Here is an 18,451-nt window from a genome sequence, read left to right on the forward strand (position 1 = left end):
TCATAATGCGGCAGTGCAACATAAGGCGGATCGAGCCGGGCTTCGTGCGGCCGGCACGGCATTTCGCGGATATTCCGCCGCTCTGCCACAAAAGGCCTGCTTCCCCCTGCGGCCGTAACCCGCTAGGAAGCGCGCGAGCCTGCTGCGGCGCCAAAGCCGCAGTTCGGGACCGTTCCAGACTGGCCAGAAGCAGGGGTCGTATCACATGAGCAAGATCAAGGTCGCCAACCCGGTCGTCGACATGGACGGCGACGAGATGACCCGCATCATCTGGCAGAAGATCAAGGACACGCTGATCTTCCCCTATCTCGACCTCGAACTCGACTATTACGACCTCTCGGTCGAGAACCGCGACAAGACCGACGACCAGGTCACGATCGACGCCGCCAACGCCACCAAGAAGCACGGCGTCGCCGTGAAGTGCGCGACGATCACGCCGGACGAGGCGCGCGTGAAGGAATTCAATCTCAAGTCGATGTGGAAGTCGCCGAACGGCACGATCCGCAACATCCTCGGCGGCGTGATCTTCCGCGAGCCGATCATCTGCAAGAACGTGCCGCGCCTGGTGCCGGGCTGGACCCAGCCGATCGTCATCGGCCGCCATGCCTTCGGCGACCAGTACCGCGCCACCGATTTCAAGTTCCCGGGCAAGGGCACGCTCTCGATCAAGTTCGTCGGCGAGGACGGCAACGTCATCGAGAAGGAGGTCTTCAAGGCTCCTGAGGCCGGCGTCGCCATGGCGATGTACAACCTCGACGAGTCGATCAAGGACTTCGCCCGCGCTTCGCTGAACTACGGCCTGATGCGCAAGTACCCGGTCTATCTCTCGACCAAGAACACCATCCTCAAGACCTATGACGGGCGCTTCAAGGACATCTTCCAGGAGATCTACGAGGCCGAGTTCAAGGCGGAGTTCGAGAAGCTCGGCATCACTTATGAGCACCGCCTGATCGACGACATGGTCGCTTCGGCGATGAAGTGGTCGGGTGGCTATGTCTGGGCCTGCAAGAACTACGACGGCGACGTGCAGTCGGACACCGTCGCGCAGGGCTTCGGCTCGCTCGGCCTGATGACCTCGGTGCTGATGACGCCGGATGGCAAGACAGTCGAGGCCGAGGCCGCGCACGGCACGGTGACTCGCCACTATCGCGAGCACCAGAAGGGCAAGGAGACCTCGACCAACTCGATCGCCTCGATCTTCGCCTGGACCCGCGGTCTCGCCCATCGCGCCAAGCTCGACAACAATGCCGAGCTCGCCAAGTTCGCGGCCCTGCTCGAGAAGGTCACGGTCGACACCGTCGAGGCCGGCGACATGACCAAGGACCTCGCGCTGCTGGTCGGCCCCGACCAGAAATTCCTCTCGACCACCGGCTTCCTCGACAAGGTCAGCGAGAACCTGCGCAAGGCGATGGCCGCGTAAGCGGTTCAGCCCCGTTCGCAAACGGAAAGCCCGGCCGCTTTGGCCGGGCTTTTTCTTTGACTGCCCATAACCGGCTCAAAGCCCCAGCTTCCGGCGATCGAGGGCGAGTGCGCCAGATCGGCCCCGCATACCCATTTGCACCGCGGGCAATCCGGTCCCGCCCAGGCTTGGCGCTTGACCGCCATCGCGTTTGGGCGCGTCCTTCGCCGATACGCTTTCGCCAAGATGCACCGATCCACCTTGCTGGCCACGGGAGCTTGAAATGGCAAAGTCCGGTCTCGGCCTGCTTGCAGGCACCGCCTTTCTCGCACTGTCATGTCTGCCGTGTGGGGCCCAGCAGGCGCCGGGCGCTCCCGGCGCGACCACGACGCTTGCCGGCAAGCAGCTGCCGCCGCCCGATCCGAGTTTTGGCGGCGTGATCAACCAGAAGGCTTCGGAGTCGAAGCCCTGGTGGGCGCCGCGCATCGTGCCGCCGAAGGGCGCGCCCAATGTCCTGCTGATCATGACCGACGATGTCGGCTTCGGCGCGCCCTCGACCTTCGGCGGGGTCATTCCGACCCCGGCGCTCGACCGCATCGCGAACAGCGGCCTGCGCTACACGAATTTCCACTCGACCTCGCTGTGCTCGCCGACGCGGGCGGCGCTGATCACCGGGCGCAACCACCATGTCGCCGGCTTCGGGGTGGTGGGGGAGGCGGCGACCGGCTTTCCGGGCTACGACTCGGTGATCCGCCGCGAGAACGGAACCATCGGGGCGATCCTGAAGGCGAATGGCTACGCGACCTCGTGGTTCGGCAAGAACCACAACACGCCCTTCTACCAGGCGACGCAGGCCGGCCCGTTCGATCAATGGCCGAACGGCATGGGCTTCGAGTACTTCTATGGCTTCGTCGGCGGCGATGCCAGCCAATGGCAGCCGAACCTCTACCGCAACACCTCGGCGATCTATCCGTTCGAGGGCAAGGCGGACTGGAACCTGACGACGGCCATGGCCGACGAGGCGATCCAGTACATGCGGGACCTCAAGGCGGTCGCGCCGGAAAAGCCGTTCCTCGTCTACTACGTCCCGGGCGGCACGCATGCGCCGCACCACCCCCGGCCGGAATGGATCAAGAAGATCAGCGAGATGCGGCTCTTCGACGAGGGCTGGAACACGCTGCGCGAGACGATCTTCGCCAACCAGAAGCGGCTCGGCATCATGCCGGCCGGTGCCAGGCTAACGCCTTGGCCGAAGGAGCTGCCGGAATGGACGTCGCTCGGCCTCGAGGAGAAGAAGCTCTTCATCAGGCAGATGGACGTCTACGGGGCGTATCTGGCCTATACCGACAACGAGATCGGCCGTGTCGTGCAGGCGGTCGAAGACCTCGGCCAGCTCGACAACACGCTGGTGATCTATATCAGCGGGGACAACGGCGCGAGCGCCGAGGGCATGCTCAACGGCACGCCGAACGAGTTCACCTTCTTCAACGGCGTCCAGGTGCCGGTGAAGGACCAGTTTCTCTGGTATCCGTTCTGGGGTTCGGAGCGGACCTTCCCGCACTTCTCGGCCAATTGGGCCTGGGCGATGAGCACGCCCTTCAAATGGGTGAAGCAGGTGGCGTCGCATTTCGGCGGGACCGCGCAGGGCATGGCCATGTCATGGCCGGGCCATATCACCGATGTCGGCGGCATCCGCCGCCAGTTCCACCATGTCATCGACATCGCGCCGACGATCCTCGAAGTCACCGGCATCCCGCTGCCCGAGACGATCGACGGCATCAGGCAGCGTCCGATGGACGGCGTCAGCATGAAATACAGCTGGGACAAGGCGAATGCCGTTGCGCCGTCGCGGCGGAGCACGCAGTATTTCGAGATGCTCGGCAATCGCGCGATCTACCATGAGGGCTGGGTCGCGGCGACGACGCCGGCGAACCTGCCATGGGCGCCGAGCACCGGGACGCCGCCCGACGTGATCACCGGCTACAATTGGGAGCTCTATGACGTCGTGGCCGATCCGACCCAGTCGAACGATCTCGCCAGCCAGCAGCCGGCGAAGCTGAAGCAGTTGCAGGATCTCTTCTATTCGGAAGCCAGGAAGTACGACGTGCTGCCGCTCGACAACTCGACGCTCGCGCGGTTCACTACCCAGCGCCCGAGCCTGACGGCCGGGCGAACGCTCTTCACCTATACCGGGGGCCTGACCGGCGTGCCCAATAGCGGAGCCCCCAGCATCCTGAACAAGTCCTACACGATCACCGCCGAGGTCACGGTCCCCGATGACGGCGCCGAGGGCGTGATCGTCACCGATGGCGGGCGCTTCGGCGGCTACGCGCTCTTCCTCAGCAAGGGCGAATTCGGCTTCGGCCGCGGCAAGCCGGTATTCCTCTACAACCTGCTCGATCTCAAGCGCACAATCTGGGAAGGGCCGGAGCTCGGCCCGGGCAAGCATAGCATCGTCTTCGACTTCAGGTCCGACGGCCCCGGTCTCGGCAAGGGCGGCAAGGGCGTGCTTTCCGTGGACGGCAAGGAGGTGGCCAGCAATACGCTGGAGCACACGACGCCGATCACTTTCCCGGAGGATGAGAGCTTCGATGTCGGCCAGGATACGCGCACCGGCGTTGCCCTGCTGGAGCACAGCTACGAGCCGCCGTTCAAGTTCACCGGCAAGCTCAACAGGCTGACCTTCAAGCTCGAGCCCCTGCAATGACGGATGGGATGTCGTGGCTGTGGCCCGTGTTGACTGTCGACCCAGCAAGAGCGCGAACGCGCCGGCCATGGCCGCGATGAGGCACGTGCTGACTGTCGCCGCGCTCGGCGAAATCCTGACGGGCGTCGCGCTGCTGTTCGCGCCGTCCTTCGTCGCGTCACTGCTGCTCGGCGGGCCAATGCCCGATGTCGCACTGCCGGTTGCCCGCGTCGCGGGGTTTGCCCTGATCGGCCTGGGGATGGCGTGCTGGCCCGGCCCGCCCGCTGCCGGCATGCTGATCTACAGCACCGCCGTCGCGCTCTACCTCGCGTGGCTCGGCTTCACCGGCGCCGCGATGGGGCCATTCCTGTGGCCGGTGGTCATTCTGCACCTGATCCTGACGGGGCTGCTGATCGGTTCAGTCGCGCGAAGCGCGCGCGAATAGAACGCCCCGTCGTGCCTTTGATGGCCGGCGAATGCAGTTCGCAGTTCTTGCCGCGTCTGGCTGTCGGGCCGTCCCCGATCTCGATGGCGCGTTCCTGACTCCTGCTGTCGTGGCAGGGATGTATGGTCACCGCCCGCAAACGAGGGAAGCCATGTCCGCGATGTCGACCATCCTGACCGGCGGCTGTCAGTGCGGCGCCGTGCGCTACCGTCTGAAGACGCCGCCGCATGAGGTTTCGGTCTGCTTCTGCCGGATGTGCCAGAAGGCGGCCGGCAGCTACTTCGGCGCCTTCGCCAGCTCGCGCATCGGCGAGGTCGAGTGGACGCGCGGCCGGCCGGCGATCTTCAACTCGTCGGAGGTCGCCGAACGCGGCTTCTGCCGCGATTGCGGCACGCCGCTGACTTTCAGCTATCCGGGCCTAGGCTCGCTCTCGGTCTCGGTCGGAAGCCTCGACGATGCCGCGGCGTTCCAACCGAGCCATGCCTACAGCATCGAGGGCAGGCCGGCCTGGTTCGACGAACTCTGCCGGCTCGAAGGCTCGCGTACTGAGGACGATATTCCGCCGGGGCTGCCGGAGTATCGCTCGCGCCAGCATCCCGACCACGACACCTGAGGGGCGTCGCTCAGGCGGCGCGTTCCTCGGCGAGTGAACGCAGGTAATGCTCGGCCTGCTGGTAATGGCGTTCCGCTTCGATGCGGTCGCCCGCCAGCGCCGCGGCCTGCGCCAGCGTGAGGCAGCGCTCATAGGCCTGGCGCATGGCTGCCGGGCCGAGGCTGCCGCGCTGAGGCCGCGGGGCAGGGCGGGACATCTGGGTTCTCGGGCGGCGATCGTTCATCGCTGCCTCCTTTATCCAAGGATCTCCGCGACGATCTTGCGGAGTTCCTCGCGGCTCAGGCCGCAGGGCTGCGGCTTCCAGTCGGGATGGGCTCTACGCGGCGTCATGGCGATCGTGGCGTTGTGCTGGGTCTGGTTATTCTTGGTGTTGATCTCAGTGTGCTTTTTCATTGGAATCCATATCGGCGCCCGGCTGGGCCGGGCGTTAGTCAGGGTGGAAAAGTCGAACGCAGGAGGAGCGGTTCGCTGCACCAGGCAGCGATCAAACTTCTGAGTTTGCCGCGGCGAAAGGGCTCGTCTCTCGATCTCGAGGACTGGAGCCAGCCGAACTCTTCTGGTCGACGCATCGTATCTAGCAACGCAATGTGGCGAATTAAGGTTCCCGATGTTGCGCGGGAAATTCGGCAGGCGCTGCCTCACTGCACGACGATCTCACTCCACGACGAGTTCCTGGCGGGCGAGGATGCGCGGCCCGCTGAGCGGCGCGTTCATGACGTAGCGCAGCTCGTACAAGCCGGCCTCCGCCGGTGCCTCGAGCGTGTCCTCGACATTCTCGGCCGGGTAGAAGCTCGGCCCCTCGGCTTCGGCCGGTTCGCCGGGCTTGACCAGCACGACCCGGTCGCGGTCGCCATTGGGGCCGATGCCGCGAATAGGCAGCGCCTGCGAACGCCCGACGCGGCGGGGTGCGGCTAGCGTCGCCTCCGGAACCGTCGTGGTCAGTGTCTGGCGCAGCAGGATCACCGGCTTGCCATCGGTCTCGCCGAGCAAGCGCAACTCGAAGCTGCCGGTCTCGCCGGGGGCGGGCAGGGCGAGCACCGAGGCTGAACCGAGCGGGGCGGCGACGATGGCGGCCTCAGGCGGATCGCTCGGCCGCGCGATGGCGAGCCGGGCGCCGGCGGGGGCGCGGCTGACGAAGGCGCTCGCCATCGCGCCCGCCATCAGCGAGCGCGGCGCCGACAGGGACGGGCCCTGGGCCGGGCGGGCCGATTTCGGCGGCTGGGCGAAGGCGGGCGCGGCGAGCCCGGCCAGGGCCAGCAGGAGGTGACGGCGGTGCAGGATCATGGCGCGAGGCGCTGCAGATGCGCGGCGAGGTCCGGATAGCGGCTGGTCAGCGCCCGGAAATCGATGGGGTCGAGCACTAGGAGTTTGCTCGGCACCTTGGCGCGCGCGGCGAGCCGGGCGCGCGCGCCGGGCGTCTCGAATGGCAGTTCGCCGAAATGGCAGCCTTCTTCCAAGGTCTCGCTCGCCTCCTCGCGCATGACCTCGACCTCGCCGCTGGCGACGAAGTAGAGCGCCTGTGCCGGTTCCTCGGGCCGCAGGATGACGGCGCCGCCGCGCACGCTCTGTGCCCGCAGAACCCGCATGATCTCGGCGATCTCGGCGGCATTGAGGCCGCTGAACAGCGGCACCCTGGCGATCATGCTCCAGGTCACTACGAATTCGCGGCGGTGGATCTCCTGCGCGAAGGCGGTGGCGATGATGCCGACCGGGAGCGCCAGCATGACGAGTCCCATCACCGCGGTGAACGAGGCGACGACCTTGCCGAGCGGGCTCGTCGGAAAGACGTCGCCATAGCCGACCGTGGTCAGGGTGATGATCGCCCACCACATCGCATCGGGGATGGTGGCGAATTTCTCCGGCTGGACGTCGTGCTCGGCGAAATGCATCGCGGTCGCCGCCAGCAGCATCACGCCGATCAGGATGACGAAACAGGCGACCAGCGCCTTGCGCTCCGCTGCCAGCGCGGCGGCGAGCGAGGCCATGCCGGGCGAGTAGCGGCCGAGCTTGAAGAAGCGCAGCAGCCTGAACAGCAGCAGGATCTTGAGGTCGTTATAGCCGAGGAGCGCGGTGTAGAGCGGCACGGTCGCCAGGAAATCGACGATGGCCGGGCCCGAAAGCGCATAGGCGCGGCGTGCGGCGCCGTCGCTCAGCCCGCGATAGCGGGCATGCTCCGGGGCGGTCCACAGGCGCAGGCCGTATTCGAGGGTGAAGATCACGACCGAGACGAGCTCGATCCAGAAGAACAGCCGGCCGTGGGAGGCCGCGAGGCTCGGTACCGACTCCAGCACCAGCGCCGCGACATTGACGATGATCAGCAGGACGAGCCCGCCATGGACGAGGCGCACGGAGAGATCGTCTCCGGCGCCCTTGTCGATGATCAGATGCGCCCGCCGCCGCCAGCTCATGCCAGGCTGCGGGACGGGCGCCATCTTGCGCCTCAGCCCATCGCGGCGGCGACGGCTTCGAGCGCCGCCTGTGCCTGGGCTCCGTCGGGGCCACCGGCCTGGGCCATGTCGCGGCGGCCGCCGCCGCCCTTGCCGCCCAGCGCCTCGGAGGCGGAGCGGACGAGCGCGACCGCGTCGAAGCGCTCGGTCAGGTCGGGCGTGACGCCGACGACGACGCCGGCCTTGCCGTCCTCGGCGACGCCGACAATGGCAACGACGCCGGAGCCGAGCTTGGTCTTGGCCTCGTCGACCAGGCTCTTCAGATCCTTCATCTCGACGCCGGTGACGGCGCGCGCGAGGAGCTTGGTGCCGGCGACCTCACGGGCCGGATCCTGGGCCTCGCCGCCGCCGCCCATTGCGAGCTTCTTGCGGGCCTCGGTCAGTTCGCGCTCGAGCTTGCGGCGTTCCTCGATCAGGGCGGAAAGGCGGGCTTCCGCCTCGCCGGCCGGCACTTTGAGCAGGCCGGCGAGATCGCGCAGGCGGCGGGAATCGGCATTGAGCTGGCGGCGTGCGCCGGCCCCGGTCATCGCCTCGAGCCGGCGTACGCCGGCCGCGACCGCGCCCTCGCCGGTGACGCTGACCAGGCCGATATCGCCGGTGCGGGCGGCATGGGTGCCGCCGCAGAGCTCGACCGAATAGGCCTTGCCGTCCTCATTGGTGCCCATCGAGACGACACGGACCTCGTCGCCATATTTCTCGCCGAAGAGCGCGCGGGCGCCCGAGGCGATCGCCTCGTCTACGCTCATCAGCCGCGTCGTCACCGGCTCGTTGCGCAGCACGATGGCATTGGCGAGCTCCTCGACCCGTGCCAGCTCCTCCTCGGAGATCGGCTTGGGATGCGAAAAGTCGAAGCGCAGCCGGTCGGCCGAGACGAGCGAGCCCTTCTGCGCGACATGGTCGCCGAGCACGAGCCGCAACGCCTCGTGCAGCAGATGCGTCGCCGAATGGTTGGCACGGATCGCGGTGCGGCGGGCATGGTCGACGGTCAGCTCGGCAGGCGCGCCGAGCTTGATCTCGCCGGAGGTGACCTTCACGGCATGGGCGAAGACCTCGCCCAGCTTCTTCTGGACGTCCGAGACCTCGGCGCTGAAGCCGGGGCCGGAGATCGTGCCGGTATCGCCGACCTGGCCGCCGGACTCGCCGTAGAACGGGGTCTGGTTCAGGACGACGAGGCCGCTCTCGCCGGCCTTCAGCACCTCGACTTCGGCATTGTCGCGGACCAGGGCGGTGACGACGCCCTCGGCGCTCTCGGTGTCGTAGCCGAGGAACTCGGTGGCGCCGATGCGCTCGCGCAACGGGAACCAGAGCTTCTCGGTCGCAGCCTCGCCGGTGCCGGCCCAGGCCGCGCGGGCCTTGGCCTTCTGCTGCTGCATGGCAGCATCGAAGCCCTCGACATCGACGCCGACGCCGCGGGCGCGGAGCGCGTCCTGCGTCAGGTCGAGCGGGAAGCCATAGGTGTCGTAGAGGGTGAAGGCGACATCACCGCGTAGCTTGTCGCCGGAGCCGAGGCCCTGCGATTCCTGGTCGAGGATCGAGAGGCCGCGCGCCAGGGTGGTGCGGAAACGGGTCTCCTCGAGCTTCAGCGTCTCGGTGATCAGCGCCTCGGCGCGGATGAGCTCGGGATAGGCCCGGCCCATCTCGCGGGTCAGCACCGGCACCAGCTTGTGCAGCAACGGATCCTTGGCGCCGAGCAGCTGCGCATGGCGCATGCCGCGGCGCATGATGCGGCGCAGCACATAGCCGCGGCCTTCGTTCGAGGGCAGCACGCCATCGGCGATCAGGAAGGCGGAGCAGCGCAGATGGTCGGCGATGACGCGGTGGCTCGCGGCCATCGGCCCATCGGACGGGACGTTGGTCAGATCGGCAACGGCGCGGATCAGCGCGGCGAAGAGATCGATCGAGTAATTGTCATGCGTGCCCTGAAGCACGGCGGCGATGCGCTCCAGTCCCATGCCGGTGTCGATCGAGGGCCGCGGCAGGTTCGTCCTGATGCCGCCGGCCGCCTCTTCGTACTGCATGAAGACGAGGTTCCAGATCTCGATGAAGCGGTCGCCATCCTCGTCGGGCGAGCCCGGAGGGCCGCCGGGGATGTGGTCGCCATGGTCGTAGAAGATCTCGGAGCAGGGGCCGCAGGGGCCGGTATCGCCCATGCGCCAGAAATTGTCGGAGGTCGAGATCCGGATGATCCGGGACTCCGGCAGGCCGGCGATCTTCTTCCAGAGGCTGTGGGCCTCGTCGTCCTCGGAGTAGACGGTGACCGTCAGCTTCTCCTTGGGCAGGCCGAATTCGCGCGTGACCAGGGTCCAGGCGTGGTTGATCGCCTGTTCCTTGAAATAGTCGCCGAAGGAGAAGTTCCCCAGCATCTCGAAGAAGGTGTGATGGCGGGCGGTGTAGCCGACATTGTCGAGGTCGTTGTGCTTGCCGCCGGCGCGCACGCATTTCTGCGCGGTGGTGGCGCGGACATAGGGACGCTTCTCCTGGCCGGTGAAGACGTTCTTGAACTGCACCATGCCGGAATTGGCGAACATAAGCGTCGGGTCGTTGCGCGGCACGAGCGGGCTCGACGGCACGACCTCATGGCCCTGGCCCTTGAAGTAGTCGAGGAAGGTAGACCGGATCTCGTTGACGCCGCTCATCGCAATCTTGGCTCTGGTTCTCTGGCAAGGGACCGGCGCAGCCGGAAAGGGTGAAAGGTTCTAGTCAGCACCGTCGTCACTGTCCAGAAACGCCATCGCCGGCAATGCCCCCGATAAGGGGTTGGAGTCAAAAAGAAACGGACGGCTCGCGCCGCCCGTCTCGTATCGTCCCGCCAAACGCGTCGGAGCAGCGGCCGTCTCAGGCCTCGCCCTCGTCGAGATCCTCGGCCGTCGGATCGGCCTGATCGAGGATACGGTCGGCGACGAGGCCGGAATTCTGGCGGATGGTCGCCTCGATCCGGCCTGCCACGTCCGGATTGGCCTTGAGGAAGGCCTTGGCGTTCTCGCGGCCCTGGCCGAGGCGCTGGCTGTCGAAGGAGAACCAGGAGCCCGACTTCTCGACCATGCCGGCCTTGACGCCGAGATCGATGAGTTCACCGACCTTCGAGATGCCTTCGCCGAACATGATGTCGAACTCGACCTGCTTGAAGGGCGGCGCGACCTTGTTCTTGACGACCTTGACGCGAACCTGGTTGCCGGTCGCCTCGTCGCGCTCCTTCAGCGTCGAGACACGGCGAATGTCGAGGCGCACCGAGGCATAGAACTTCAGGGCGTTGCCGCCGGTGGTGGTCTCCGGCGAGCCGTACATCACGCCGATCTTCATGCGGATCTGGTTGATGAAGATGACCATGCAGTTCGAGCGCGAGATCGACGCCGTCAGCTTGCGCAGCGCCTGGCTCATCAGGCGGGCCTGCAGGCCGGGCTGCACGTCGCCCATCTCGCCCTCGATCTCGGCGCGCGGCGTCAGCGCGGCGACCGAGTCGACCACGAGCACGTCGATGGCGCCGGAGCGGACGAGCGTATCGGTGATCTCGAGCGCCTGCTCGCCGGTGTCGGGCTGCGAGATCAGGAGGTCGTCGAGATTGACGCCGAGCTTGCGGGCATAGACCGGGTCGAGCGCATGCTCGGCATCGACGAAGGCGCAGACGCCGCCCTTCTTCTGGGCCTCGGCGATGGTGTGCAGCGCCAGCGTGGTCTTGCCGGACGATTCCGGCCCGTAGATCTCGATGACGCGGCCCTTGGGCAGGCCGCCGACGCCGAGCGCAATGTCGAGGCCGAGCGAGCCGGTCGAAATGGTCTCGATCTCGATCGCCTGCTGGTTCTTGCCCAGGCGCATGATCGAGCCCTTGCCGAAGGCCCGTTCGATCTGCGAGAGCGCCGCGTCGAGCGCCTTAGCCTTGTCCATCGAAGAGCCTTCCACGAGCTTGAGATTCGCCTGATTCACGACGTGCGCTCCTTATGGCAGGGGCGCGTGGACATCTCAATCGCGCCGATCACCAACTATGGTCACTGTTTGTTCTCGTGTGCAAGTTCTTTTTTTGTTCTCGATGAAGTGGCGCTTTCTTAGGTCCAGCAGGCCGGGCTCGACGCCGACCTCAGGCCGCAGACAGGCTCGCGCGCCGGCTGCGTCGGAGGGCGCGTGGCGAGGCCCGCCGACCGGTCTTTGGCATCGCATGCGCCCGGCGCAGGGCCGTCCGCACATGACCGGCCTCGACCGGGGAGGCGGGTTGCAGGAAGACCGGGTCAACGCCGCCACAGCGCATATCGACCCGGCCTCGATGCCGGACAGTACGAGGTCCGGTGGCGGCGAGGCCCGGGGGGGAACTGGTGTGAAGCTGCCATTGTGGGGGAGCGCTCTCAGCGCGACTCTCCTCGTGCAAGTCGCAAGCTCGTTCGCCGCTGCCGCGATTCCGCTTCTGGGACCGATCCTGACACTGCGCTGGGGCCTGGCGCCCGAGGATATCGGCTATGTCTCGGCCGTGGTCTCGGTCGGGATATGCTGGTTCCTGGCCTGCGGCGGGCCGATGCTCGATCATTACGGGCCGATCCGTACATTGCAGCTCGGTCTGGTCTTCGTCGCCGTTGGCCTTGCGCTGCTGGCGCAGCCGCTCGGCGCGCTCGGCCTCGTCGGCGCGCTGCTCGTCGGCCTGGGACTGGCGCCGAACACGCCCGCCGGCAGCCAGGTGCTGATGCGTGCCTCGCCGCCAGAACACCGCACGCTGATCTTCTCGGTCAAGCAGGCGGGCGTACCGCTCGGAGGCGCGATCGCCGGCATCGTGGTCGCGCCGCTTGTGCTGGCATTCGGCTTCACCGGCGCGGTCGCGGCGCTGGTCGCCATCGTGCTCGTCTGCGCCCTGCTGGCCCAGCTCTTCCAGCGGCGGCTCGATGCGGAGAAGGGGCCGCGCAACCCGGGCTGGCCGCGCCTGTTCCTGTCGCCATCCTCCCTGACCAGGGCGGCGCGGGTTCTCAATTCCCATCCGAGCCTGCCGATGCTGACCGCGATGGGGGTGGCGTTTTCGATCACGCAGGCCTGCATCACTGCGTTCACGGCGACCTACATGGTTACCGAGCGTGGGCAGAGCCTGGCGCAGGCCGGGCTCTACATGTCGATGCTGCTCGCGGCGAGCACGGTGGCCCGCATCTTCTTCGGCTGGCTGGCGGACAGGCTGGGCTCGGGCCTCACCCTGCTCTCCGTGCTGGCATTGGGAGCGGGCGGGACAGTGCTGCTGCTGGTCTGGTCCGCACCTGCCAGCCCCTGGCTGATTTATGGCTGCATGGTGCTGGTCGGCGCGACCTCGATGGGCTGGAACGGCGTCCACATGGCCGAGCTGGCGCGGGCTTCACCGGTCGCGCTGATCGGCGAGGTGACCTCCGGCGCCAGCCTGTTCGGCTTCATAGGCTCGATCTGCGGGCCGCTGCTCTTTGCCATCGTCGCCGGCCGGACGGGGAGCTTCACCTGGTCCTTCGTGCTCGTCGCCGGCCAGCTGATCGCCTTCGGCATCTTCGCCCTTTGCCGGCGGCCCTATCGCGCGCCGCCGGCATAGAAGGGAGCCGAAGGGTCGAACGGTGCGGTGTTGGCATTGCAGCACGGCGATCGAAGCAGCGACGTGCTATGCCGTCCGTGCTTCCCCCGCGGATCGGGCCCTTCATGCGCACCCGGCTTCTTCGCCTCCTGCTTATCCCGGTCGACCTCGTCGTCGGCCTGATCATCGTGCTCGACGAGCTGGCGCGGCCACTCTACCGGCCGCTGCTTGCCTGGTTCAGCTCGTTCCGGATCGTCGCCCGGATCGAGGCGGCGATCGGGCGCCTGCCGCCCTATGGCGTGCTCGCCCTGCTGGCGGTGCCCTTCGCGGTGGCCGAACCGCTGAAGCTGCTCTCGCTCCTCCTGCTGGCGCGCGGTGCCTGGTTCGGCGGCATCGCGCTGATGGCGGTCGGCCATCTCACGAGCTTCCTTTTGGTCGAGCGGGTTTATCATGCCGGGCGCGCGCAATTGCTGACGATCGGCTGGTTCGCGCGCTGCATGGAATGGCTCGACCGGATCAGGAAGATCGTCTTCGAGCGGGTCAAGGCCTCGGCGGTCTGGCAACGCGCCGTGGTGCTGGGCCACGCGGTGCGGGAGCGGGCGCGCTCCTGGCTCGGATGGCTGCGGGCCCGGCGGCAAAGGGGAGGGAAATCGGGCTGAGGCGAGGGGAGGTGCCTAGCCCGCCGATTTCCCGGGCGGCTCCGGGCCGGCCGGTTCCGGTACCTTCTGCCAGGCTGCGCCGAGGCGTTCCAGCTCCAGCGTGTAACAGTAGACCGAGAACAGGATGATGAAGACCAGGATGCAGCGCCAGAGCAGCCCGGCGTCGAGGCTGAGCTGCTGGATCGCCGGCAACTGGCGCAGGAAATAGATCGAGAAGAGCGCTCCGCCGAAAATCGAGGAGAGGCGGCCGGCAAAGGCGAGGAGATGGCCTAGCACCGGGCTGTAGATGCCGTCAGGCACCGGGAGCTGCCGCAGGCGCGTCCAGTAGCAGCTCTGGCCGATCAGGATGGCGATGACGACCTGCAGCAGGATCGAAGCCGGCAGGCTGTGCAGCTCGCCGGGCTTCTCGGTGACGATCCGGAACGCCATGTGGATGTAGAAGAGCAGCAGCGCGGCGCAGATGGTCTGCAGCAGGAGCAGGATGCCATAGGCGAGGCGCGGCCGTGCGGTCATGGCGGCAAACTAGTCATTGGCCGGGAGGCGATCAAACGGCGGTTTCGCGCAAGGCCGCGCCTGCCAACGCCGCGGCGGCGCGACCGGCTGCCTCGACATAGGCCGGGTCGCGGTGGATCAGCATGATAGCGAAGGCGCCGTCCATCAGCAGCACGATCTGGCGCGCCAGCTCCTTGGGGGCAGCAATGCCGTGCGCCGCGCAGGCGCTGGCAAGCCAGCTCTCGAAGCCGGCCTTGTGGCGGACGCCGATCTTGATGGCGGGATGGCCGGGCAGGGCGGCGAGTTCGGCGGCGGTGCGCAGGAAGCCGCAGCCCTTCCAGCGCGGATTGCGTGCGGCCCGCGCGAGATTCTGGAAGATCGCCTCGACCTTCTCCGGCAGCCCGCCCCCGGCGGCATCGAACCAGCCAGCCATCAGCTTGAGATTGGGCTGGTCGCGCGCTTCGAGATAGGCGGCGACGAGCTCGTCCTTGCTCTCGAAATGGTAGTAGAGCGTGCGCTTGGTCAGGCCGGCCTTCTCGGCGACGGCATCGACGCTGACCGCGCGGATGCCCTCGGCGTAGAAGAGCTTGCTCGCGGCGTCGACGATGCGCTTGCGCGTCGGGCTTTCGGGTTCGGTCATGCCGTTATGTATACCGTATAGGTAGTATACGTAAATGGACTGGCGAGGCAGCGTGGCGGCACCCAAACCGCTGGAGCCCATGGCCATGTCCGAGATCGACACCGTCCTCATGCAATGCCGGGAGGGCATCGCGACGCTGACGCTCAACCGCCCCGCCAAGCTGAATGCGCTGAACTATGCGCTGATCGACCGCCTGCTTCTGCTGCTGGATCGGATCGAGACCGATCCTGCCATTCGCGCCGTGATCCTGACCGGGGCGGGCGAGCGCGCCTTCTCGGCCGGCGGCGACATCGCCGAATTCTCGCGCAGCGTCGCCGCCGGGCCCGATTATGCGGTGCGGGATTTCGTGCGCCGCGGCCAGGCCCTGACGGCGCGGATCGAGGCCTTCCCGAAGCCTGTGATCGCGGCGGTGAACGGGCTCGCCTATGGCGGCGGCTGCGAGGTCACGGAAGCGGCCCATCTCGCGATCGCCAGCGAGCGTGCGATCTTCGCCAAGCCGGAGATCAATCTCGGCATGCCGCCGACCTTCGGCGGCACGCAGCGCCTGCCGCGCCTTGCCGGACGCAAGCGGGCGCTGGAACTGCTGCTGACCGGCGACCCGTTCACGCCGGAGCGGGCGCTCGAGATGGGGCTGATCAATCAGATCGTGCCAGATGACGATCTGCTGCCGGCGGCAAGGGCGCTGGCGCAGCGGATCATGCGGCATTCGCCGCTCGCGGCGGCCAGCATCCTGACGGCGGTGACGCGCGGCATAAACGCCAGCATCGGCGAGGGCTTGCTGATCGAGAGCGAGCAGTTCGCCCGGATGGCACCGACCTTCGACCTGCGCCAGGGGCTCGACGCCTGGCTGGCGCGGCGCGCGCCAAACTATGCCGGCGCCTGGTCGCGCGCCGCGGCGGCGAAGTGATGGAGGGGCGGGCGTGCCCCTGATCCCGCGCGCAACCCGGCTTGGGCCGCCATTCGCAGCCAACCTTCGCTGCGGGACTTCCCGTCTCAGGCTGCAATTCATCTCGCCGCTGGCTACAGGCTCTTAAGCTTGCCGGTCCATACTCCGCGCGAACCGCAGCCCGCTCTGCGGGCCGGGCAACGGGATCTGGTCAGGAACGGCATGACGGTCGGCATCGGCGAGACGGGGAGCGGCGCTGCCGCCGGGGCGGCGGGCGCCCCGGTCGACAGCGCGCGCCTGGCTGCCGCGCTGCTCGGCGGCTTCGGCCTGTTCATCATCGTGCTGACCTTCCAACCCTTCGCCGGCGTGCCGGATACTCCCGAACCGGGAGGGTCGACCGGCAACCTCGTCAACCAGATCGGCTATGTCAGCCTGGCGATGGTCTATCTCGCCGCGATGCTGCGCCTGAGCGAGCGCGCGGTGCTGGCGCAACTCCGCACGAGCAGCTGGATCATCGTCTTCATGGTCGCCGCGCTCTCGTCCGGCTGGGCGCAGGAGCCCGATGCCTCGCTGCGCGGGCTGCTGCTGACCGGCTTCGCCATGGTCGTCGTCGTCGGCATCCTCGTCCTGCCTCGGCGCGAGCGCGACTTCGCCGGCGCAGTGGCGACGGCGACGCTGGCTGTGCTGCTCCTGGTCTACGCGGCGCTCCTCTTGGCGCCACAACTGGCGATCCATGGCTCGGAGGGCGTCGAAGGCGGCCATGCCGGCGACTGGCGCGGGCATCTCACCCACAAGAACCTCGCCGCGCCCATGTTCTCGATCCTCACCATGTTCGGCATCTATTGCTGGCGCATGGGCTTGCGGCTGCGTGGCCTTGCGATCATCGGCCTCGGCACGCTGTTCGTCCTCAACAGCGGCTCGAAGACGACGATGGGCTTCCTGCCCGTGGCGGTCGGGCTCGTCCTGCTCGGCCGGGCGATCGGCCGGCCGCGCCTGATCCTCATGGCGCATGGCGGGCTCGTGCTGCTGATCGCGGCACTGACGGTCGGCACGGTGCTTTCGCCGACCTTGCGCGGCCTGGTGACCGGGCTGATCTCCGATCCGACCTTCACCGGCCGTGACGACATCTGGCGCTTCGCCAGCGCGCGGATCGCTGACCGGCCATGGCTGGGCTATGGCTATCTCAGCTTCTGGCAGACGCCGGTGGTCACCACGCTGGAGGAGAATTTCGAGGCGAACTGGGACGTCCGCGGCATCGGCTCGGGCCATAACAGCTATCTCGACGCCATGCTGATGTTCGGGATTCCCGGCGCGGTGCTGGTGATCTTCTGTCTGATGGTCCTGCCGCTGCGGAACTATCTGCGGGCCGAGCGCGACCCGACGCGGCGCAGGCTCGCCGACCTGTTCCTGATGATCGTGATCTTCATGACCTATGTCGGCATGCTGGAATCGTTCTTCCTGAACCGGGCCGACCCGCTCTGGCTGTTGTTCGCGCTGGCGGTGTTCGGGCTGGAGTTCGCCAGCCGGTTGCGGACCAGAGGGGCCTGAACCTTCGGGGCTCAAGCCGGGCTCTGCCGGTCAGAGCACTTCGCAGGTGGCCGCCTCCACTCTCGGCTGCGTGAAGAATCTCGGCTCCCTGCCTCGCCGCGACCTGCCTTCGAAGACGGTGAAGCCCGGCTTCAGGCGCCATTCCAGCGAGACTGTGCAGGAGCGGCTGCCATCGGTGCGCAGCCAGATCGCGAAGGTATGGGAAGGCCGGGCCGCCACCCGCACCAGCGTGCTCTCGTTGAGGACCCGCCATTGGGCGCCGGAGCGGCCGCCGAGCTCGTCCCCGAGATCGGCTTCCCGCTCCTGCATCGAGACCGACTGGCGCCGGCGGCCCGTCGTCCGGGTCACCGCTTCGGTCACCTTTCCCTTGTCGGCGAGGGTCACGATGAAGCTCGTCTGCACCACGCGGTCGTGCGGGCGCGGCTCGACAATCGGCGTCACCCAGGCCAGCGAGAGGCGGAACCGAGCCTCCGCATGCGCGGCCGAGGCGAAAGGCACGGAAAGGAGCAGCGCTCCGACCAGCGGCAGGCAGGCAAACCATCCGCCGTCCCGGTCGCGGAGAGCCGGCGGCGGGCGCCCTGAAGCAATGGAAGGTGTGGCAAGGTTCACAGCACTTCGCATGTCGCGCGCGGCCAGGCCGGCTCGGTGAACTTGCGATACTGGCCACGTATCGACGACCAGCTTTCGTAGATGTTGAAGCCCGGTTTCAGGCGCCATTCGAGTGAGGCGGTGCATGATCGGTCGCCCTGAGTGCGGAGCCAGATCGCAAATGTATGAGATGGCCAGCCGGTCAGTCGGACCAGCGTGGACTCGTTGACGACTTTCCATTGCGTGAGCGCCCTGCCACCGCCGGTCTCGCCCAGCTGGGCTTCACGGGACTGATCGGCGGGGCCGGCGCGCCGCCTTTCCAGGTGCATCTGACTGATCTCACGCACCTTCTTGTCGCTTCCGAGCGTGATCAGATAGGTGAAGTGCATGTTTCTCGTCCGCTCTTCGGGCTCGATCTGATTCTCGACCCAGGATGCCGTGACGCGAAACCTGGCCTCCGCATCGGCTGCGGACGGGACCAACAGGGCCGAGAGCAGCGATGTCGGAAGAAGCGAGCTAGCAAGGCGCATAGTGCTGTGCTCCGAATG

The 18,451-nt window shown here is 67.3% G+C and carries 18 protein-coding genes; 8 read left to right on the forward strand and 10 right to left on the reverse strand.

Annotated elements, in window-relative coordinates; all coding sequences use genetic code 11:
- The first annotated feature begins 205 nt into the window (after positions 1-205).
- From DK26_RS12145 to DK26_RS12160, 4 genes are all read left to right on the forward strand, one after another.
- Positions 206-1,420 carry an NADP-dependent isocitrate dehydrogenase gene (locus DK26_RS12145; protein ID WP_066472300.1) on the forward strand — a complete coding sequence of 405 codons (1,215 nt, stop codon included), beginning with the start codon at positions 206-208 and terminating at the stop codon, positions 1,418-1,420.
- A gap of 262 nt (positions 1,421-1,682) precedes the next feature.
- The gene (locus DK26_RS12150) at positions 1,683-4,106 is read left to right on the forward strand and encodes an arylsulfatase (RefSeq protein ID WP_066472302.1); all 2,424 of its coding nucleotides are present in this window, start codon (positions 1,683-1,685) and stop codon (positions 4,104-4,106) included.
- 76 nt (positions 4,107-4,182) lie between these two features.
- Positions 4,183-4,530 carry a hypothetical protein gene (locus DK26_RS12155; RefSeq protein ID WP_066472658.1) on the forward strand — a complete coding sequence of 116 codons (348 nt, stop codon included), beginning with the start codon at positions 4,183-4,185 and terminating at the stop codon, positions 4,528-4,530.
- A gap of 151 nt (positions 4,531-4,681) precedes the next feature.
- Complete coding sequence (locus DK26_RS12160; protein WP_066472304.1) at positions 4,682-5,143, forward strand: GFA family protein; 462 nt, start codon at positions 4,682-4,684, stop codon at positions 5,141-5,143.
- 10 nt (positions 5,144-5,153) lie between these two features.
- On the opposite strand, the gene DK26_RS12165 is transcribed toward DK26_RS12160, so the two are convergent.
- The 6 genes from DK26_RS12165 to recA form a co-directional block, all read right to left on the reverse strand.
- Positions 5,154-5,339: a DUF4167 domain-containing protein gene (locus DK26_RS12165; RefSeq protein ID WP_184231640.1), complete on the reverse strand. Its 186-nt coding sequence runs from the start codon at positions 5,337-5,339 to the stop codon at positions 5,154-5,156.
- A 38-nt stretch (positions 5,340-5,377) separates the two neighbouring features.
- Positions 5,378-5,536, reverse strand: coding sequence for a hypothetical protein (locus DK26_RS28980; RefSeq protein WP_157089626.1), 159 nt, complete (start codon positions 5,534-5,536; stop codon positions 5,378-5,380).
- Positions 5,537-5,797: 261 nt separating this feature from the next.
- Positions 5,798-6,427: a hypothetical protein gene (locus DK26_RS12170; protein WP_066472309.1), complete on the reverse strand. Its 630-nt coding sequence runs from the start codon at positions 6,425-6,427 to the stop codon at positions 5,798-5,800.
- On the reverse strand, positions 6,424-7,575 hold the full coding sequence (locus tag DK26_RS12175; protein ID WP_066472312.1) for a cyclic nucleotide-gated ion channel: 1,152 nt from the start codon (positions 7,573-7,575) through the stop codon (positions 6,424-6,426). The genes DK26_RS12170 and DK26_RS12175 overlap by 4 nt, the downstream gene beginning before the upstream one ends.
- Before the next feature lie 8 nt (positions 7,576-7,583).
- Entirely contained in the window at positions 7,584-10,226 is a 2,643-nt protein-coding gene (alaS, locus tag DK26_RS12180) for an alanine--tRNA ligase (RefSeq protein WP_066472315.1), read from the reverse strand.
- Positions 10,227-10,425: 199 nt separating this feature from the next.
- On the reverse strand, positions 10,426-11,511 hold the full coding sequence (gene recA, locus DK26_RS12185; RefSeq protein WP_066472324.1) for a recombinase RecA: 1,086 nt from the start codon (positions 11,509-11,511) through the stop codon (positions 10,426-10,428).
- Between the two features lie 430 nt (positions 11,512-11,941).
- On the opposite strand from recA, the gene DK26_RS12190 reads away from it, so the two are divergent.
- Together DK26_RS12190 and DK26_RS12195 are read left to right on the forward strand one after the other, a co-directional pair.
- The gene (locus DK26_RS12190) at positions 11,942-13,111 is read left to right on the forward strand and encodes an MFS transporter (RefSeq protein ID WP_066472325.1); all 1,170 of its coding nucleotides are present in this window, start codon (positions 11,942-11,944) and stop codon (positions 13,109-13,111) included.
- A gap of 104 nt (positions 13,112-13,215) precedes the next feature.
- Complete coding sequence (locus DK26_RS12195) at positions 13,216-13,749, forward strand: hypothetical protein (protein ID WP_157089628.1); 534 nt, start codon at positions 13,216-13,218, stop codon at positions 13,747-13,749.
- 15 nt (positions 13,750-13,764) lie between these two features.
- Here DK26_RS12195 and DK26_RS12200 read toward each other — a convergent pair whose 3' ends face one another.
- A complete protein-coding gene (locus tag DK26_RS12200) occupies positions 13,765-14,262 on the reverse strand; it encodes a hypothetical protein (protein ID WP_066472330.1) in 498 nt (165 codons plus the stop codon).
- A 31-nt stretch (positions 14,263-14,293) separates the two neighbouring features.
- Positions 14,294-14,881 carry a TetR/AcrR family transcriptional regulator gene (locus DK26_RS12205; RefSeq protein ID WP_066472333.1) on the reverse strand — a complete coding sequence of 196 codons (588 nt, stop codon included), beginning with the start codon at positions 14,879-14,881 and terminating at the stop codon, positions 14,294-14,296.
- Between the two features lie 85 nt (positions 14,882-14,966).
- On the opposite strand from DK26_RS12205, the gene DK26_RS12210 reads away from it, so the two are divergent.
- Together DK26_RS12210 and DK26_RS12215 are read left to right on the forward strand one after the other, a co-directional pair.
- The gene (locus DK26_RS12210; protein WP_066472335.1) at positions 14,967-15,788 is read left to right on the forward strand and encodes a crotonase/enoyl-CoA hydratase family protein; all 822 of its coding nucleotides are present in this window, start codon (positions 14,967-14,969) and stop codon (positions 15,786-15,788) included.
- A 201-nt stretch (positions 15,789-15,989) separates the two neighbouring features.
- Complete coding sequence (locus DK26_RS12215; RefSeq protein ID WP_066472338.1) at positions 15,990-17,315, forward strand: O-antigen ligase; 1,326 nt, start codon at positions 15,990-15,992, stop codon at positions 17,313-17,315.
- Between the two features lie 30 nt (positions 17,316-17,345).
- Here the strand turns inward: DK26_RS12215 and DK26_RS12220 are convergent, their stop codons facing one another.
- Together DK26_RS12220 and DK26_RS12225 are read right to left on the reverse strand one after the other, a co-directional pair.
- Positions 17,346-17,813: a hypothetical protein gene (locus DK26_RS12220; protein ID WP_066472341.1), complete on the reverse strand. Its 468-nt coding sequence runs from the start codon at positions 17,811-17,813 to the stop codon at positions 17,346-17,348.
- Positions 17,814-17,920: 107 nt separating this feature from the next.
- The gene (locus DK26_RS12225; protein ID WP_066472343.1) at positions 17,921-18,433 is read right to left on the reverse strand and encodes a hypothetical protein; all 513 of its coding nucleotides are present in this window, start codon (positions 18,431-18,433) and stop codon (positions 17,921-17,923) included.
- Between the last annotated feature and the right edge of the window lie 18 nt (positions 18,434-18,451).

Origin of the sequence: Allobosea sp. WAO, assembly GCF_001509835.1 — a bacterium.
GTDB lineage: Bacteria > Pseudomonadota > Alphaproteobacteria > Rhizobiales > Beijerinckiaceae > Allobosea.

Bases quoted from the DNA above. Each gene is read 5' to 3' on its own strand.
- DK26_RS12155 (WP_066472658.1), top strand. From the start codon at position 4,183: ATGAGGCACGTGCTGACTGTCGCCGCGCTCGGCGAAATCCTGACGGGC.
- DK26_RS12170 (WP_066472309.1), bottom strand. From the start codon at position 6,427: ATGATCCTGCACCGCCGTCACCTCCTGCTGGCCCTGGCCGGGCTCGCC.
- DK26_RS12165 (WP_184231640.1), bottom strand. From the start codon at position 5,339: ATGTCCCGCCCTGCCCCGCGGCCTCAGCGCGGCAGCCTCGGCCCGGCA.
- DK26_RS12215 (WP_066472338.1), top strand. From the start codon at position 15,990: ATGACGGTCGGCATCGGCGAGACGGGGAGCGGCGCTGCCGCCGGGGCG.
- DK26_RS12150 (WP_066472302.1), top strand. From the start codon at position 1,683: ATGGCAAAGTCCGGTCTCGGCCTGCTTGCAGGCACCGCCTTTCTCGCA.
- DK26_RS12225 (WP_066472343.1), bottom strand. From the start codon at position 18,433: ATGCGCCTTGCTAGCTCGCTTCTTCCGACATCGCTGCTCTCGGCCCTG.
- DK26_RS12210 (WP_066472335.1), top strand. From the start codon at position 14,967: ATGTCCGAGATCGACACCGTCCTCATGCAATGCCGGGAGGGCATCGCG.
- DK26_RS12205 (WP_066472333.1), bottom strand. From the start codon at position 14,881: ATGACCGAACCCGAAAGCCCGACGCGCAAGCGCATCGTCGACGCCGCG.
- DK26_RS12145 (WP_066472300.1), top strand. From the start codon at position 206: ATGAGCAAGATCAAGGTCGCCAACCCGGTCGTCGACATGGACGGCGAC.
- DK26_RS12195 (WP_157089628.1), top strand. From the start codon at position 13,216: ATGCGCACCCGGCTTCTTCGCCTCCTGCTTATCCCGGTCGACCTCGTC.
- DK26_RS12160 (WP_066472304.1), top strand. From the start codon at position 4,682: ATGTCCGCGATGTCGACCATCCTGACCGGCGGCTGTCAGTGCGGCGCC.
- DK26_RS12175 (WP_066472312.1), bottom strand. From the start codon at position 7,575: ATGGCGCCCGTCCCGCAGCCTGGCATGAGCTGGCGGCGGCGGGCGCAT.
- DK26_RS28980 (WP_157089626.1), bottom strand. From the start codon at position 5,536: ATGAAAAAGCACACTGAGATCAACACCAAGAATAACCAGACCCAGCAC.
- DK26_RS12200 (WP_066472330.1), bottom strand. From the start codon at position 14,262: ATGACCGCACGGCCGCGCCTCGCCTATGGCATCCTGCTCCTGCTGCAG.
- alaS (WP_066472315.1), bottom strand. From the start codon at position 10,226: ATGAGCGGCGTCAACGAGATCCGGTCTACCTTCCTCGACTACTTCAAG.